This window comes from Amycolatopsis sp. BJA-103, assembly GCF_002849735.1.
Lineage (GTDB): Bacteria > Actinomycetota > Actinomycetes > Mycobacteriales > Pseudonocardiaceae > Amycolatopsis.
The window spans coordinates 1,478,887-1,494,885 of sequence record NZ_CP017780.1; the positions used below are offsets into that span (position 1 = coordinate 1,478,887).

Here is a 15,999-nt window from a genome sequence, read left to right on the forward strand (position 1 = left end):
GTATATCCGGGAAAAATCTCGACCAATGTCGAGGTTTGGTGGGGGCGAGGAGAGAGAATCATGGACAACACCTGGACGCTGATGAACTCGGCGATGAAGTCGGCTGACGTTCCGAAAGGGCTGCACAAGGGGACGCTCCGCCGCGTCGCGAGGTTCGCCAGGCCGCACTGGCGGAGGTTGCTGATATTCCTGGCGCTCACCATCGTCTCGGCGGTGCTGGCGGTGAGCACGCCGGTGCTGGCCGGGAAGGTGGTCGACGCGATCATCGGCGGCCACGACGTCTCGCTGGTGGTGTGGCTGGCCGTGGTGATCGCCGCGCTGGCGCTGATCGACGCCGGGCTCGGGCTGGTGGAACGGGCGCAGTCGTCGAGGATCGGCGAAGGGATCATCCTCGACCTGCGGGTCGCGGTGTACCGGCACGTGCAGCGGATGCCTGTCGCGTTCTTCACGCGCACTCGCACCGGAGCGCTGGTGAGCAGGCTCAACAACGACGTCATCGGCGCGCAGCGCACGTTCACCGCGACACTGTCCGGTTTGGTCACCAACGTGATCCAGCTGGTGCTGTCGCTGGTGGTCATGATGACGCTGTCCTGGCAGGTCACCCTGCTGGCGCTGGTGCTGCTGCCGGTGTTCATCCTGCCCACGCGGCGGCTCGGCCGGAAGATGGCCGGACTGCAGCGGGAGGCCGGGCAGCTCAACGCGTCGATGACCACGCAGATGACCGAACGGTTCTCCGCGCCGGGCGCCACACTGGTGAAGCTCTTCGGCGACCCGGGACGGGAAGTCGGCGACTTCGGCGCGCGGGCCGGGCGGGTGCGCGACATCGGCGTCCGGACTGCGATGCTGACGCGCTGGTTCCTGACCAGCCTGACCACGGTCTCCGCGCTGGCGCAGGCCCTGGTCTACGGATTGGGCGGCTACCTCGCGCTGACCGGGGCGCTCGCGCCGGGCACCGTCGTGGCGCTGGCGTTGCTGCTGACCAGGCTGTACTCACCGCTGACTGCGCTGGCGAACGTCCGGGTGGACGTGATGACCGCGCTGGTGTCGTTCGAGCGGGTCTTCGAGGTGCTCGACCTCAAGCCGATGATCGAAGAGAAGCCCGAGCCGCGTCGCGTGCCCGACGGTCCGGTGTCGGTGGAGTTCTCCGACATCCGGTTCGGCTACCCCGCGGCGGACCGGTACTCGCTGGCGTCGCTGGAGGACGTGTCCACTTTGGATCACCGGGGTGGTGACGAGGTGCTGCACGGCATCACCTTCCGCGCCGAACCCGGGCAGATGGTGGCGCTGGTCGGTTCTTCCGGCGCGGGCAAGTCGACGATCGCGTCGCTGCTGCCGCGGCTCTACGACGCCGACGCCGGGTCGGTCCGGCTGTCCGATGTGGATGTCCGAGAGCTGAGTTTCGCCTCGCTGCGGGAAACCGTCGGTGTGGTGACCCAGGACGGGCACCTCTTCCACGAGACGATCCGGGCGAACCTCGAGTACGCGCGGCCCGGTGTCACCGACGAGGAGATCTGGTCGGCGCTGGACCGTGCCCGGCTGGCCGAGCTGATCCGGGAGCTGCCGGACGGGCTGGAGACCGTCGTGGGGGAGCGGGGCTACCGGCTCTCCGGCGGCGAACGGCAACGGCTGACCATCGCGCGGCTCCTGCTGGCGCAGCCGAGGGTCGTGGTCCTCGACGAGGCGACGGCGCATCTGGACTCGCAGTCCGAGGCGGCCGTCGGCGAGGCGCTGACCGACGCGCTGGACGGGCGGACCGCGCTGGTCATCGCGCACCGGCTGTCGACGGTGCGGGCGGCGGACCAGATCCTGGTGATCGAGCACGGGGAGATCGTCGAGCGGGGGACGCACGAGGAGCTTCTCGCGCGCGAAGGGCGCTACGCGGCGCTGTACCTGACGCAGTTCTCGGAGGAGCCTGCGGTGGCGTGACCGGATGCTAGGAAAGGCCCGTTCCTTGCAAAATTTGCAAGGAACGGGCCTTTCCTAGCACGCCGCGAGGGGAGATCAGGCGAGCGCGGGTGAAGCGAAGGTCGCGTTCACCAGGGCCATCTTGCGCGGATCGTCGCGCAGGAGCGGGCCCATCCGGTTCATCGTGTAGCCGAACGCGATCCCGCTCTCGGGATCCGCGCCGCCGGACGAGCCACCGAGCCCGTCGTGCCCGAAAGCGTTCGGGTTCGGCCCGAAGCCGCGTTCCTCGCTGCCGAGGTAGAACCCCAGCGCCCATTCGTTGCCGAGCCCGCCGACGAGGTCGGCCTCGCGCCCCTGCCCTTCGCGGGCTGTCGCGAGGGCCTGGTCCGAGAGCAGTCGCCCCGAGGCGAGAGCGCCGTAGATCGTCGCGATGGCCCGGGCGGTGCCGTGCCCGTTCAGCGCGGGCAGGATCGCGCGCCGCCACTCGGGGTCGTTGGCGTCGCGGCCCTGGACGCGCGGGTTCGCCAGCGCCGCGAGGGCGGCCGGGCCGGCGTTGGCGAACGCCTGCGTCAGCGACGTCTTCATCTCGGCGCTGAGCACGGGTTCGACGAGGGTGGAGCAGCGTGCGAGGTCGTCGTCGGCGGCCAGGCCGATCTGGAAGTCCGCGTCCAGCGGACCGGCGACGTGCTCGGCGAAGTACGCGCGGACGTCCTGCCCGCTGACCCGGCGGATCACCTCGCCGACGAGGAAGCCGAACGAAAGCGCGTGGTAGCCGCTGGCCGTGCCGGGTTCGAAGAGCGGCGCCTGCGCGGCGAGCAGGCCGGTGATGTGGTCCCAGTCGTACAGTTCCTTGACGGTCACCTGCCGATCGAGGCCGACCCCGGTCACGCCGGAGCGGTGCGAGAGCAGCCAGCGCACGGGGATGTCGCGCTTGCCCGCCGCCGCGAACTCCGGCCAGTACCCGGCGACCGGTGCGTCGAGGTCGAGAAGGCCGGCGTCGGCGAGGTGATGCGCGCAGAGCGCGGTCATGCCCTTGGTGGTCGACCAGACGTTGGTGAGCGTGTCCGCCCGCCACGGGGTCGTCCGGTCCGGATCCGCCCAGCCCGCCCGGAGATCGACGACGGTCTCGCCGCGATGCGTCACCGAGAACGCCGCGCCGAGCTCGTCGCGCAGCGCGAAGTTCTCTTCGAAGGCGGCTCGGACGGGTTCGAAGCCCGCCGCGCATTCACCGTGGATCTCGGTCATGGACACGGGACCTCCTGCGGACACCGACCGGTCGGTATGTGACCGTAGAAGGGCCGCGCGGACGAGTCAAGGGGCTCGTCCGCGCGGGCCTCGGCTACCGGAGGGCGGGAACCCGCGCGCCGTACTTGGCGAGCAACGCGGCGTTGGCCTCGTCGCCACCGTCCACGTTGGAACTGCGCCACAGCGGGATGTCGACCCCCTGTGCCGCGCCGAGGTCCACGACCTCGGCGAGCACCAGGTTCCACAGGAAGGCGTTGATCACCGTGGACAGTGGCGCGGTCCGGGGTGCCTCCGGCGGGTAGCTCGAGTCGCCGGGACGCACGTGGGAGTCGAGCACGATGCTGGCTTCTTCGATCAGCGTCGTCGCCGCGCGCTTCGGTGCCGCGGCCACGGACGCGGCCGAGCTCACCGCGATGACCGAGGCGCCGCGAGCGCGGGCACCGGCGGCCAGTTCGACCGGGTACGGGTTCACGCCCGAGGTCGAGAACACCACCAGCAGGTCGTCCGGCCCCGGCGCGCGTTCGGCCAGTACCTCCTCGGCGAGCCCGGAGCGGCGTTCGGTCTTGGTGCTGTGCTGCGCGCCGTGCAGCGGTAGCAGCTCGGGGTGGTAGACCGGGTACACGCAGGCGAGGCCGCCCGCGCGGTAGAAGGTCTCGGCGACCGCGGCCAGCGAATGACCCGCTCCGGCGGTGAACACCAGGGCGTCGGCCCGGATGACCCCGAGGATCAGTTCGGCCGACTTCCGGATCTGCTCCGCGTTACCCCGTTCGGCCTCCGCGAGCCGTTCGGCGACGTCTGCATAACGTTCGGTGGTGCTCACCACATCCGCCCTTCCGTCTGGAGATCAGCGACGAATGTATCGCGTGGACCAATGGCCGAAGTGGAATACATCGGGTCATGATCGAGGTTGACCCGATCGCTGCGGCCGGGTTTCGGAGACTGGAGGGTCCAGGGTGAGCGAGGCTGATCCCGCGGTGCGGACTTGGCGAGCACGCGGCCAGGCGAAAGCCGTGGTGCTGGTCCTGCACGGCGGCGCGGAGCACAGTCATGCCCGCGTGGCGCCGTGGCGGCTGGCGTACCAGCGGATGGTTCCGCTGGCGAAAGACGTCCACCGGGCGGGCAAGGAGCACGGGGTCGAGGTCCGGCTCCTGCGCAACCGCGTCTACGGGTGGAACGACCACGGCACCGACGCGCTCGCCGACGCGCGCTGGGCCTTGGAGCGGATCCGCGAAGACCATCCGGGCGCACCCGTGGTCCTCGTCGGCCATTCGATGGGCGGGCGGGTCGCCCTGCGCGTCGCCGACGATCCGGCCGTCGCCGGGGTCTGCGCGCTGGCACCGTGGACACCACCGGGTGAACCCATCGGCGCCGTCCGCGGTCGTGCCGTGCTCATCGCGCACGGGACCAAGGACCGGATGACCGATCCGGTGGCATCACACGCTTTCGCGGAACGCGCCGAAAAGGTGACATCGCGTTCCGCGCGATTCGAGATCGGCGGGGAAGGGCACGCGATGCTACGAAGGTTTCGCGTCTGGAACCGTCTCGTACGGGCTTTCACCCTCGAGCTCATCGAAGCCGGGGGAAACGACGAAACGCTGAGCGCGGCCTGGGACCGGCCGAGCTCCGAGCGGCTGCGGATCCCGGTCTAGACCGGGCGGGAGGGAGCACCTTTTATGTCCACGTCAAGCATCGATCGGACCGCAGGCCCGTCCGGTCTGCCCACCCCCGACGAGTCACGGTGGCCGGGATTGGCCGTCCCACCGCATTCGCCGTTCCGCGCGCGGATCGCCGAACAGCTGTTCCGCCGTGCGGTGCATCCGCTGAACGTCCGGGTGCGGATGCCCGACGGTTCCCAGCTCGGCTCCGGCGGTCCGGACGCGCCCGAGATGCGCATCAACCGTCCCGCCGCCCTTTTCCACCGCCTCGGTGTCGACGCGAAGATCGGCTTCGGCGAGGCCTACATGGTCGGCGACTGGACGAGCGACGCGCTCGCCGAGGTGCTGACCCCGTTCGCGGAGCGGATGGCGACGCTCATCCCGCCGCTGCTGCAACGGTTCCGCCGGTTCGTCGACCGCGGCCACCCCGCGGACGAGGAGAACACCATCGAGGGATCGCGGGCGAACATCCATCGCCACTACGACCTTTCCAACGACCTTTTCGGCGCGTTCCTCGACCCGTCGATGATGTATTCGTCGGCGCTGTTCGGCCCCGACGACGATCTCACCACCGCCCAGCACCGCAAGATCGACAGCGTCCTCGACTACGCAGGGGTCCGCGAAGGCAGCACGGTGCTCGAGATCGGCACCGGCTGGGGCGAACTCTCGATCCGGGCGGCCGCGCGCGGGGCCAGGGTGACGTCGCTGACCATTTCCGAGGAACAGGCGGCGCTGGCGACCGAACGCATCGCCGCGGCGGGCTACGCCGACCGGGTCGACGTCCGGCTGTGCGACTACCGCGACTCCAGTGGCGAATACGACGCGGTGGTGAGCGTCGAGATGATCGAGGCGGTCGGAGAGTCGTACTGGCCGACGTTCTTCGAGACCATCGGGAAGCGGCTCAAGCCGGGCGGCCGGTTCGGGCTCCAGGCCATCACCATGGACCACGAACGCATGCTCGCCGCGGCCCGTTCGTACACGTGGGTGCACAAGTACATCTTCCCCGGCGGGCTCATCCCGTCGACCACCTCGGTCGAACAGGGCATGCTGGACCACACCCGGCTGAAACTGCAGGGAGTGCGCGAGTTCGGCCAGGACTACGCGCACACGTTGCGGCTGTGGCGGGAGAGGTTCACTCATCGGTGGGACGAAATCACCGAACTGGGCTTCGACGACGTCTTCAAGCGGATGTGGGAGTTCTACCTGGCGTATTCCGAAGCGGGGTTCCGTTCGGGGTATCTCAAGGTCCACCAGTTCGGCTTCGCCGACGACGGGCGGTGAACGCCACCCAACCGATGCGGGGTGCCGCACGTCCTTCACTTAGGGTCTGCGGTTGACTGGGCCCCACACGCGAAATCGGGACGGGTGATTCGGCATGACGTATGGAGGCGACGACCGAGGGCGACGGATGCCGCCACAGCGGCCGCCGTCCGGCCGCCCCCGGCGGCACCAGCCCGCGCAGATGATGCCCCTGCCGGGCCGGGGGAGCAGCCCGTACGACGAACGGACGGCGCCCATGGGGCACGGAGGCGCCGAGCGCCCCGCCGGTCCGCCACCGCGCCGTCCGGGGCCCCCTCCGGGCCGCCCGATGGACGGCGCGCGCCCGCCGCGGCGACGCAAGCGCTTCGGCTTCGGCAAGGTGCTGGTCACGTTGCTGACCGTGTTCGTGGTGTTCCTCGCCGGTGTGTGGGTGTACCTGGAGTTCTCCATCAACCGCGTCGACGCGCTGGCCGACTACTCCGGCCGCCCCGTCGCGGCCGAAGGCACCAACTGGCTGATCGTGGGCTCCGACAGCCGGGACGGGCTGACCCCGGAGGAGCAGGAAAAGCTCGTCACCGGTGACGTCAAGGCCGCCGGCGGCGGCAAGCGGACCGACACCATCATGATCGCGCACGTCCCGGACAACAGCACCAAGCCGACGCTGCTGAGCCTCCCGCGCGACTCGCAGGTGGCCATCCCGGGGCACGGCAAGAACAAGATCAACGCCGCGTTCTCGATCGGCGGCCCCGTGCTGCTCGCGCAGACCGTCGAAGGCGCCACCGGCCTGCGGATCGACCACTACGCCGAGATCGGGTTCGGCGGGTTCGCCAAGATCGTCGACGCGATCGGCGGGGTCAACATGTGCGTCGAGAAGCCGATGGAGGACACCCTCACCGGCATCAAGATCCCGGCGGGTTGTCAGGACCTCCAGGGCCCGCAGGCACTCGGCTTCGTCCGCATGCGGCACAGCGAGGCCACCCCGCGGTCGGACCTCGACCGTGTCGCCAACCAGCGGAAGTTCATCGGTGCGCTGGTCAGTGAGATCGGCAGCCCCGGCACGCTGCTGAACCCGTTCTCGCTGTTCCCGCTGCTGTCCACGGCGCCCGACGCGCTGACGATGGATTCGGGCGACCACGTGCACAACCTGGTCGGGCTGGCGCTGGCGATGCGCGGGATCTCGTCGGGCGGCGTCGTCACCACGACGGTCCCGGTGACCAACGGCTCGGCGGAGAACTGGGACAAGACCAAGTCGAAGCTGCTTTTCGACGCTTTGAAGAACGACACGGAGATCCCGGACAGCGCGATCCTCACCTGATCCGGGGTGTCCCGAACGCTATGAAAGGCCCGTTACTTGCAAAATTTGCAAGTAACGGGCCTTTCATAGCATTGGACCGGCCCGAAAACCGGAGGCGTCCGGAGCGACGGCGAGGCACCATGAGGTGATGGAAGCGCCCGCCGAAACCCTCGCCGACGACGTCGTCGTCCTGCGCCGCTGGAAGCCCGAGCAACTCGGCACCCTGGCCGCCGTCGCGGGGGATTCAGCCGAGCACCTCGGTGCCTGGCAGATCTGGGCCACCAACGGCTACGGCCGCCGAGAAGCCGCCGACTTCCTCGAAACCACCGCGCGCAACTGGGCCGAAGGCAAGACCTACGACTTCGCGATCTTCGCCGACGGTGACGTCGTCGGTGCCTCGGGCATGATCACGCATCCGGACCGGATCGAGATCGGCTACTGGCTCAGCCGTCACCACACCGGCCGCGGCCTGGTGACGAGGGCCGCGCGGCTGCTGACCGCCGAGGCCTTCCGGCTCGGTGCGCCCGAGGTCGAGATCCGGCACGACGAGAAGAACGTCGAGAGTGGCGCCGTGCCCGCGAGGCTGGGGTTCACGATGACCGGTGAGGAAACCGTCGAGCCGCCGTTCGCCCCCGCCTGCGCGGGCGTCAACCGGATCTGGCGGCTCAAGCGTCCTTAGGCTTGCCGTTCGCGCAGGGCCGCGAGTGCCTTGTCGGCGTGCACGGTGAACTTCAGTTCGCTCTTGATCACTTCGAGCACCTTGCGGTCGGTGTCGATGACGAACGTGTGCCGTTTGGCGTGCAGCGGGCTGAACTTGCGCCACACACCGAACTGTTTCGCCACCACACCGTCCACATCGGACAGCAGGGGATAGTCGAAGCCGTGCTTGGCCGAGAACTCCTGCTGTTTGGCGACGGCGTCCGGGCTGATGCCGACGCGGTGCGCGCCCAGTTCGGCGAATTCCGCGGCGAGGTCGCGGAAATGGCAGCTCTCGGCGGTGCAGCCGCTGGTCATCGCGGCGGGGTAGAAGAACAGCACGACGGGGCCGGACGAGAGGAAGTCCGACAGCGTGCGCTCCTCGCCCTTGTCGTCGGGCAGGGTGAAGTCCGGGGCGATGTCACCTTGGTCCATGGACGGATCCTGTCACGTCAGTGGGCGTGCCGTTCGATCAGCTCGTCGACCTCGTCCCCGGTCGCGGAATCGGCGACGAACGAACCGCGTGCCGCGAGGACGCCGTGCCGCCGCAGCCGCTCGGCCTGTTCGTGGCTGCGGACGCCTTCCGCGCCGATCCGCAGTTTCAGCTCCTTGGCCCTGGTGACCAGCTGGCACAGGTGACGGACGTCGGCCTCGTCCTCGCCGTCGGCCAGCGCGTCGACCACCGCGCCGGACAGGATCACGTGACGGACCGGGAGCCGATGCTGCGGGATCAGTTCCAGATCGGCCGAACCGGAGATGGTCAGCACCAGCTGGGCGCCCAGATCGGACAGCACGGCGAAGGAGTCCAGCACCTCGCCGCGCGGGTCGAGCACGGACTCGCGGTCGGTGCACAGCCGCAACGCCTGCGCGGGCAGGCTGTGCCGATCGAGCTGTTCCTTGACCAGCAGCACCAGATCGGGGTCGATGGCCAGCCGGTTCGGCAGCCGCACGCAGACATCCGGTGCCGCGTCGCCGAACCGCTGCCGCCAGCGCGCGGTGGCGGCGAGCGATTCCGCCAGCAGCCACCGGCCGAGCGGGATGGTCATCCCGGTGATCTGAGCCAGCGGATAGAACTCGTCGGAGTCCAGTTCGCCCTTCTCCGGGTGGGTCCAGCGCAGCCCCGCGTTCACCGCGGCCAGCTGGTCCGGGTTCGCGAGCTTCACCGTCGGCTGGTAGATCAGCGAGAACTCGCCGTTCTCCAGCGCGCCCGCGATGACCGCGCCGAGCTGATAGCGCCCGCGGTCACGCGCGTCGAGCTCCGGGTCGAACAGCATCCACTGCGCCTTGCCTGCCTCCTTGGCGCGGTGCAGCGCGATCTCCGCGGCCCTGAGCAGGTCCTCCGGTCCGCCGTCGGCGACCGGGCGGACGACGATGCCGGCGCTCGCGCTGACCCCGATGCCGTGCCCGCCGAGGTAGATCGGCTCGACCAGTTCCTCCAGGGCCTGCTCGACGAGATCGATCACCTGAGGCGAGGTGAACTCCCCGCGCAGCAGGACGGCGAACCCGTCGCCGGACAGCCGGGCGACGGAAGCGTTGTGCCTGCCGGAGAACACGGCCTTGAGTTTGGTCGCGACCCCGCGCAGCACCTGGTCGCCGACGCCGGCGCCGAGACCGTCGTTGATCACCTTGAAGCCGTCGACGTCGAGATAGACGAGCGCGATCTGCTCGCCGCCGGATCCGGCCAGCGCGGTTTCGAGGGCGTTGCCGAACGCGGTGGCGTTCGGCAGGCCGGTCAGCGCGTCGTGCACGTTCTGGTGCAGCAGTCGTTCCTGCAGCAGGTGGATCTCGTTGGCGTCGGAGACCATCAGCACCGGGTACGCCGAGCCGGGCCGGTCGCCGGGGAGGTCGGTCAGGGTCACGTCGACCCAGAGCGCGCCTTCCTCGGTGTGGTCCAGCAGCAGGCGTTCCTGCTGGGTCGGCTGGCTGAGCTTCATGAGCTGGGAGAGCCCGTTCCGCAGCCGGGAAACGTCGTGGTCGGCCGAGCCGAGGTCGGCGATGTTCCGCCCGCGCAGCGCCGACGGGCGGCAGCCGAGGAGTTTGCCGAGCGCGACGTTCGCCTCGACGATCCTGCCGTCGGAGTCGGCGAGCGCGATCCCGATGGGAGAGGCGGAATAGAGCTTGGAGAACCGCAGCAGAGCGGGCTTGTGGTCGGGCTCGGTCCGGACGGCGTCCTGGGCGACGCCGAGCAAGAGTCGTTCGAGTTGCTCCTGGGGAAGCGATACTCCTTTAGTGTCAGCGAGCGTCGCGGCCCATCTCCGAGCGACGTCCACCAACCCTGGCGCGGAACCAGGCTCAGGCACACTTCACCTCTTCATGCGCGGTTTATGGCCAGCTCAGACCGGGTGTCCGAGCCCACGGACCCACACTAGGTATGAGCCGACCGGGAGTAGTGCCACGGCATCATGCTCGATACGGGGTGTCTACCGGCTGAAAGGGTGATCACTGCTACACGAGTGGTGACCAGAGGTTACCAAGAGTACTCGATCGTGGATGTCCCTTTGGTCGGGATTCAGCGTGTCTCCAAATGGATCGGCAAGCCGTCCGCGGGAACGGGCAGCGAGACGTAATCCCAGCGTGCGGTGTAGTCCTCCGGGACCGACCACCGGTACGCCCGCAGCATCTCGTGCAGCAGCGCCTTCACTTCGAACGTCCCGAAATGCAGCCCGATGCACTTGTGCGCGCCGCCGCCGAACGGCATCCACGCGTAGCGATGCGACTTGTCCTCGCGGCGTTCCTCGCCGAAGCGGTCCGGGTCGAACCGCATCGGGTCGGTCCAGAACTCCGGCGCGAAATGGTTGACGGTGGGGGAAACCCCGACCAGTGTCCCTTCGGGAATGAAGTGCCCGAGAACCTCGGTGTCCTTCACGGTCTTCCTTGCCAGCGAAGGAACCGGGGCCACCAGCCGCAAGGATTCCTTGATCACCAGGTCCAGCGTGGTCAGGGTCTCGAGTGCCTCGATGTCCGGTACGTCGTCGCCGAGCGCGAGGGACTCCTGGCGCGCGCGTTCCTGCCACTCGGGGTTCTTGGCGAGGTGGTAGACGGCGGCGGCGCTGGTGATGGTCGACGTGTCGTGCGCGGCCATCATCAGGAAGATCATGTGGTTGACGACGTCGGAGTCGGTGAAGCGGTCACCGTCTTCGGTGGTGGCGTGGCACAAGGCGGTGAAGAGGTCTTCGCCGTCGCTTCGCCGCTTCGCGGGCAGATTCGCCGCGAAGTAGCGTTCGAGGACCTTGCGGCCGTGCAATCCCGCCGCCCAGCGGCCGCCGGGAACGGGGAAGCGCACGATGGCCGTGCCCGCGCGCACGGAATTCACGAACGCGCGGTTGATCGCGGCCGCGTCGTCGCCGGACCGCATGCCCATGAACACGCGTGTCGCGACGTCGAGCGTGAGTTGCTTGAGGGACCAGTAGATCCGCGGGTTCGGCCGGTCGGCCCACGTGGCGATGCCTTCGCGCAGGGCCGGTCCCATCTGGTCGACGTACCCGGTGAGCCGCTGCCGCGTGAACGCCGCCTGCATGATCCGGCGGTGCAGATGGTGCTCGCCGAAATCGAGCAGCATCAGGCCGCGGTCGAAGAACTGCTCGATGAAGAACTTCCAGCCCTCCTGGGAGAAGGCCTTGTCCTTGTTCACCAGCGCGATCTGGGTGGCCTCGGGACCGGAGAGGGCGACGATGCGGCGGCCGAACGCGCCCATCCACGACACCGGCCCATAGGTCTCGTAGCGCTTGAGGCCGAACTCGATGCCGAAGCGCATGAAGTCCAGCGCGTGCCCGATGACGGGCGGGCCTTCGTCGCCGAGGACGGGTTTGAGACCCGGCGGGGCGGGCGCGAGCTCGCGGACCGGCCAGGTCGCGCCGAGCCAGCGCTGGTCGACCGAACGCGGCAGGGGGATCGAGGTGAGCGGCGGGACCCGCTCACGCAGTGCCCCGGTGACCTTTTCGACGGCGTTCGCCATGGTGACCATCTCCCCGTTGAGACCGGCTACCGCCCCACCATCGCACTCTTGTTGGCAGATTGACAATACCCCGGCGGATGTACATGAAGGCCCCCTTTCTTGCGCCTGACGCAAGGAAGGGGGCCTTCAGGTACTGATCAGCCCAGCTCGGACCGGACCGCGTTCGCGGCCGCGACCAGGTTCCGCAGGGCAGGCTCCACCTCGGCGTAACCGCGGGTCTTCAGCCCGCAGTCCGGGTTGACCCAGATCCGCTCGGCGGGCACGGCGCCGACGGCGGTCCGCAGCAGCCCGCTGACCTCGTCGACGCCGGGGACGCGCGGCGAGTGGATGTCGTACACGCCCGGCCCGACGCCGCGGCCGAAGCCCGCCGCGCCGAGGTCGGTGACGACCTCCATCTTCGACCGCGCCGCCTCGATGCTGGTGACGTCGGCGTCGAGCGCGTCGATCGCCTTCACCACCTCACCGAACTCCGAATAGCACATGTGCGTGTGGATCTGCGTCGCGTCGTCGATCCCGGACGTCGCCAGCCGGAACGACGAAACCGCCCAGGAGAAGTACGCCTCGTGCGCCGCAGCGCGCAGCGGGAGCAGTTCCCGCAGCGCCGGCTCGTCCACCTGGATGACGCGGATGCCGGCCGCCTGCAGGTCGTGCACCTCGTCGCGGATGGCCAGCGCCACCTGGCGGGCGGTCTCGCCCAGCGGCTGGTCGTCGCGGACGAACGACCACGCCAGGATCGTCACCGGCCCGGTCAGCATGCCCTTGACGGGCTTGCCGGTCAGGCTTTGCGCGTAGCGCGCCCACTCGACGGTCATCGGCTCGGGACGGGAGACGTCGCCGTACAGGATGGGCGGCCGGACACACCGCGAGCCGTAGGACTGCACCCAGCCGAAGTCGGTGGCCGCGAACCCGGCCAGCCGCTCGGCGAAGTACTGCACCATGTCGTTGCGCTCGGGCTCGCCGTGCACCAGCACGTCCAGGCCCAGATCCTCCTGCAGCCGGATGACGCGCTCGATCTCCGCCTTCATCGCGGCCTCGTACCCGGCGTCGTCCAGCGAGCCCGCCTTGTGCGCGGCGCGGGCCTTGCGGACGTCGGTGGTCTGGGGGAACGAGCCGATCGTCGTGCTCGGCAGCGGCGGCAGGGCCAGCGCGGCCTGCTGGGCCGCCGCGCGCCGCGCGTAGGGGGAACGGACGGTGTCCTCCGGCCGCAGCGCCTCCAGCCGGGCACGGACCCCGGCGTCGGCCAGGTCGGCCGCCGTGGCGCGGTCCGTGGCCGCCGAACGGGCGGCGGAGAGGTCGACGCCCTCCTCCTTCAGCGCGCGGCCGAGCAGGACGACCTCGTCGACCTTCTGCTTGGCGAACGCGAGCCAGCCCTTGAGCCGCGGGTGGAGCTCGGCCTCCCGCTCGACGTCGTAAGGCACGTGAAGCAGCGAGCACGACGTCGAGACGCTGACCGACTTCGCGGTGCCGAGCAGCGTCGCCGCCCGGCTGAGCGCGCGGGTCGGATCGGTGCGCCAGACGTTGCGCCCGTCCACGACACCGGCCAGGACCTCCTTGTCGCGCAAGGCGGGTTCGGCCGCGACGGCGTCCACAAAGGACTCGTCGGTGACGAGGTCGACGGCGAGGGCGTCGATCGGGGAACGGGCGAGCACACCCAGTCCCCGGCCGAGACCGCCGAAGTATCCGGCGACCAGGATCTTCGGGCGCGCGGTCTCCTTCGCGAGCCGGTGGTAGGCGCGGATGAGCGCGTTGAGCTCCGGCTCGGTGCGGTCGCCGGCGAAGGCGGGCTCGTCGAGCTGGACCCACTCGACGCCTTCGTCATGCAGGCGTCGCAGCAGCTCGACGTAGCCGTCGAGAAGGTTGTCGAGCAGGTCCAGCGGGCGGAAGCCCTCCGGAGCGCCCTCGGCGGCCTTCGCGAGCAGCAAGAACGTCACCGGGCCCACCAGCACCGGCCGTGTCTCGACGCCGATCGCGCGGGCCTCGCGGTACTCGTCGAGCGGCTTGGAGCCGGCGACCGAGAACCGGGTGTCCGGCCCGAGTTCGGGGACGATGTAGTGGTAGTTCGTGTCGAACCACTTCGTCATCTCCATCGCGGGCGCGTCCTGCACCCCGCGAGCGGCGGCGAAGTAGGTGTCGAGCGGCGAGAGACCGAGCTTCGTGACGCGCTCCGGCAGCGCTCCGAACAGCTCGGCGGTGTCGAGCACCTGGTCGTAGTGGGAGAACGTGTTGGAAGGGACGGAGTCGAGCCCCGCGTCCTTGAGTTCCCGCCAGGTCCGCGTGCGCAGCGCGCGGCCGGTCTCCAGCAACGCGGCCTCGTCGATCTTGCCCGCCCAGTAGCGTTCGAGTGAACGCTTGAGTTCCCGGTCCGGTCCGATTCGGGGGTAGCCCAGCACAGTGGTGCCGATTTCGGTCACAGCTCTCTCCTCGCGAGCTTGTCGTCAGAGCCCGGAGCGCGCAGGAGTGACCGCGGTTTCGGTCGCGCCCATCCCACGAGGCCCGGACTCACGCACGCCGTCGGCGCGCGCACCACGGGCAGGTCTTCGGACTCGTGGGCGACTCGCTCGCTCCTACCGGCCGTCGCTTCCCGGGGCGCCATGCCCCAGTGCTTTACCGTGTCTCGCACGGTGACGGCTTTCGTTCCCACATACCGCTGCGGGGCAGTCCCGGATTCACACCGGGTTCCCTGTTACCTCGACCGGCCTGGGAGGCCGGGCGAACCAGTAGCACCCTGGAGCGTACCGAATTCGGGTCTCGTGTGACTGGAGGCGTAACTCACGTGATCAGACGGCGAACTCGCGTGTCTGGAGACGGAACACGCCGGGCGGAAGTCCGCCCGGCGTGTTCCGTCTCTGATCACGTGAGATACGGGATCAGTCCCAGTCGAGGGCGCCACCGGACTGGTACTCGATGACGCGGGTCTCGAAGAAGTTCTTCTCCTTCTTGAGGTCCATCGCCTCCGACATCCACGGGAACGGGTTCTCCGTCTCGCCGAAGATCGGCTGGAGGCCGATCTGCTGCGCGCGCCGGTCGGTGATGAAGTGCATGTACTGCTCGATCAGCTCGGCCGACAGCCCGAGCATGCCGCGCGGCATGGTGTCGCGGGCGTAGGAGACCTCGAGCTCGCAGGCCTCGGTCAGCATGCCGCGGATCTCCGCCTGGAACTCCTCGGTCCACAGGTGCGGGTTCTCGATCTTGATCTGGTTGATGCAGTCGATGCCGAAGTTCAGGTGGATCGACTCGTCGCGCAGGATGTACTGGTACTGCTCGGCGATGCCGATCATCTTGTTCCGGCGGCCGAGCGAGAGGATCTGCGCGAAGCCGGTGTAGAACCACATGCCCTCGAAGATCACGTAGAACGCGACCAGGTCACGCAGGAAGTTCTGGTCGGCCTCGGGGGTGCCGGTCTCGAAGTCCGGGTTCTCCAGGTTCTGCGTGTACTTCAGCGCCCACGCGTCCTTCTCCGAGATGGAGGGGACCTCGCGGTACATGTTGAACAGCTCGCCCTCGACCAGGCCGAGGCTCTCGCAGATGTACTGGAAGGTGTGCGTGTGCACGGCCTCCTCGAACGCCTGGCGCAGCAGGTACTGGCGGCATTCGGGGTTGGTGATCTGCCGGTACACCGCGAGCACGATGTTGTTGGCCACCAGCGATTCCGCGGTGGCGAAGAAGCCGAGGTTGCGCTTGAGCATGGTGCGCTCGTCCTCGGTCAGGCCGTCGGCCGACTTCCACAGCGCGATGTCGGCCTGCATGGCGACCTCGGTCGGCATCCAGTGGTTGTTGCAGCCGGCGAGGTACTTCTCCCACGCCCAGGTGTACTTCATCGGCAGCAGCTGGTTGACGTCGGCGCGGGCGTTGATCATCCGCTTGTCGTCGACGTTGATCCGGGCGGCGCCGACTTCGATCTCACCGAGGCCGGTGGCGTCGGTGGAAGCGTCAAAGGTGGTCATAGAGGGGCACACTCCAAGAGGCGTCGTGAGTGGTGAGGACGGTTG

12 protein-coding genes and 1 riboswitch are annotated in these 15,999 nt (G+C 69.0%); of the genes, 5 read left to right on the forward strand and 7 right to left on the reverse strand.

The features are described from left to right. Nucleotides 1-60: 60 nt before the first annotated feature. Nucleotides 61-1,926, forward strand: coding sequence for an ABC transporter ATP-binding protein (locus tag BKN51_RS06935; RefSeq protein ID WP_101606819.1), 1,866 nt, complete (start codon nucleotides 61-63; stop codon nucleotides 1,924-1,926). A 75-nt stretch (nucleotides 1,927-2,001) separates the two neighbouring features. Here the strand turns inward: BKN51_RS06935 and BKN51_RS06940 are convergent, their stop codons facing one another. Further along, the gene (locus BKN51_RS06940; RefSeq protein ID WP_101606820.1) at nucleotides 2,002-3,150 is read right to left on the reverse strand and encodes a serine hydrolase domain-containing protein; all 1,149 of its coding nucleotides are present in this window, start codon (nucleotides 3,148-3,150) and stop codon (nucleotides 2,002-2,004) included. Between the two features lie 94 nt (nucleotides 3,151-3,244). Then, a complete protein-coding gene (locus tag BKN51_RS06945) occupies nucleotides 3,245-3,973 on the reverse strand; it encodes a sugar isomerase domain-containing protein (RefSeq protein ID WP_020637136.1) in 729 nt (242 codons plus the stop codon). A 130-nt stretch (nucleotides 3,974-4,103) separates the two neighbouring features. Between BKN51_RS06945 and BKN51_RS06950 the strand changes: the two genes are divergently transcribed. The 4 genes from BKN51_RS06950 (at nucleotide 4,104) to BKN51_RS06965 (ending at nucleotide 8,038) form a co-directional block, all read left to right on the forward strand. Next, the gene (locus tag BKN51_RS06950) at nucleotides 4,104-4,799 is read left to right on the forward strand and encodes an alpha/beta hydrolase (protein WP_101606821.1); all 696 of its coding nucleotides are present in this window, start codon (nucleotides 4,104-4,106) and stop codon (nucleotides 4,797-4,799) included. A gap of 24 nt (nucleotides 4,800-4,823) precedes the next feature. Beyond that, nucleotides 4,824-6,086 (forward strand): SAM-dependent methyltransferase, encoded by a 1,263-nt coding sequence (locus tag BKN51_RS06955; protein ID WP_101606822.1) that lies wholly within the window; start codon nucleotides 4,824-4,826, stop codon nucleotides 6,084-6,086. 127 nt (nucleotides 6,087-6,213) lie between these two features. Beyond that, nucleotides 6,214-7,380, forward strand: a complete 1,167-nt coding sequence (locus BKN51_RS06960) for an LCP family protein (RefSeq protein ID WP_236781097.1) — start codon at nucleotides 6,214-6,216, stop codon at nucleotides 7,378-7,380. 127 nt (nucleotides 7,381-7,507) lie between these two features. Further along, the gene (locus BKN51_RS06965; RefSeq protein ID WP_101606824.1) at nucleotides 7,508-8,038 is read left to right on the forward strand and encodes a GNAT family N-acetyltransferase; all 531 of its coding nucleotides are present in this window, start codon (nucleotides 7,508-7,510) and stop codon (nucleotides 8,036-8,038) included. On the opposite strand, the gene BKN51_RS06970 is transcribed toward BKN51_RS06965, so the two are convergent. The 5 genes from BKN51_RS06970 to BKN51_RS06990 all read right to left on the reverse strand — a co-directional run bounded on the left by BKN51_RS06970 (nucleotide 8,035) and on the right by BKN51_RS06990 (nucleotide 15,954). Beyond that, complete coding sequence (locus BKN51_RS06970; protein ID WP_101606825.1) at nucleotides 8,035-8,490, reverse strand: peroxiredoxin; 456 nt, start codon at nucleotides 8,488-8,490, stop codon at nucleotides 8,035-8,037. The genes BKN51_RS06965 and BKN51_RS06970 overlap by 4 nt on opposite strands. Before the next feature lie 17 nt (nucleotides 8,491-8,507). Further along, nucleotides 8,508-10,325 carry a putative bifunctional diguanylate cyclase/phosphodiesterase gene (locus BKN51_RS06975; protein ID WP_101606826.1) on the reverse strand — a complete coding sequence of 606 codons (1,818 nt, stop codon included), beginning with the start codon at nucleotides 10,323-10,325 and terminating at the stop codon, nucleotides 8,508-8,510. A gap of 239 nt (nucleotides 10,326-10,564) precedes the next feature. After that, on the reverse strand, nucleotides 10,565-12,010 hold the full coding sequence (locus BKN51_RS06980; RefSeq protein WP_174720399.1) for a cytochrome P450: 1,446 nt from the start codon (nucleotides 12,008-12,010) through the stop codon (nucleotides 10,565-10,567). A 137-nt stretch (nucleotides 12,011-12,147) separates the two neighbouring features. After that, on the reverse strand, nucleotides 12,148-14,421 hold the full coding sequence (gene metE / locus BKN51_RS06985; protein WP_101606828.1) for a 5-methyltetrahydropteroyltriglutamate--homocysteine S-methyltransferase: 2,274 nt from the start codon (nucleotides 14,419-14,421) through the stop codon (nucleotides 12,148-12,150). Between the two features lie 100 nt (nucleotides 14,422-14,521). Then, a riboswitch (cobalamin riboswitch) is annotated at nucleotides 14,522-14,744 on the reverse strand. A 133-nt stretch (nucleotides 14,745-14,877) separates the two neighbouring features. Continuing rightward, complete coding sequence (locus BKN51_RS06990; RefSeq protein WP_101606829.1) at nucleotides 14,878-15,954, reverse strand: ribonucleotide-diphosphate reductase subunit beta; 1,077 nt, start codon at nucleotides 15,952-15,954, stop codon at nucleotides 14,878-14,880. Between the last annotated feature and the right edge of the window lie 45 nt (nucleotides 15,955-15,999).

Bases quoted from the DNA above. Each gene is read 5' to 3' on its own strand.
- BKN51_RS06935 (WP_101606819.1), top strand. From the start codon at position 61: ATGGACAACACCTGGACGCTGATGAACTCGGCGATGAAGTCGGCTGAC.
- BKN51_RS06960 (WP_236781097.1), top strand. From the start codon at position 6,214: ATGCCGCCACAGCGGCCGCCGTCCGGCCGCCCCCGGCGGCACCAGCCC.
- BKN51_RS06940 (WP_101606820.1), bottom strand. From the start codon at position 3,150: ATGACCGAGATCCACGGTGAATGCGCGGCGGGCTTCGAACCCGTCCGA.
- BKN51_RS06965 (WP_101606824.1), top strand. From the start codon at position 7,508: ATGGAAGCGCCCGCCGAAACCCTCGCCGACGACGTCGTCGTCCTGCGC.
- BKN51_RS06980 (WP_174720399.1), bottom strand. From the start codon at position 12,010: ATGGCGAACGCCGTCGAAAAGGTCACCGGGGCACTGCGTGAGCGGGTC.
- BKN51_RS06990 (WP_101606829.1), bottom strand. From the start codon at position 15,954: ATGACCACCTTTGACGCTTCCACCGACGCCACCGGCCTCGGTGAGATC.
- BKN51_RS06970 (WP_101606825.1), bottom strand. From the start codon at position 8,490: ATGGACCAAGGTGACATCGCCCCGGACTTCACCCTGCCCGACGACAAG.
- BKN51_RS06955 (WP_101606822.1), top strand. From the start codon at position 4,824: ATGTCCACGTCAAGCATCGATCGGACCGCAGGCCCGTCCGGTCTGCCC.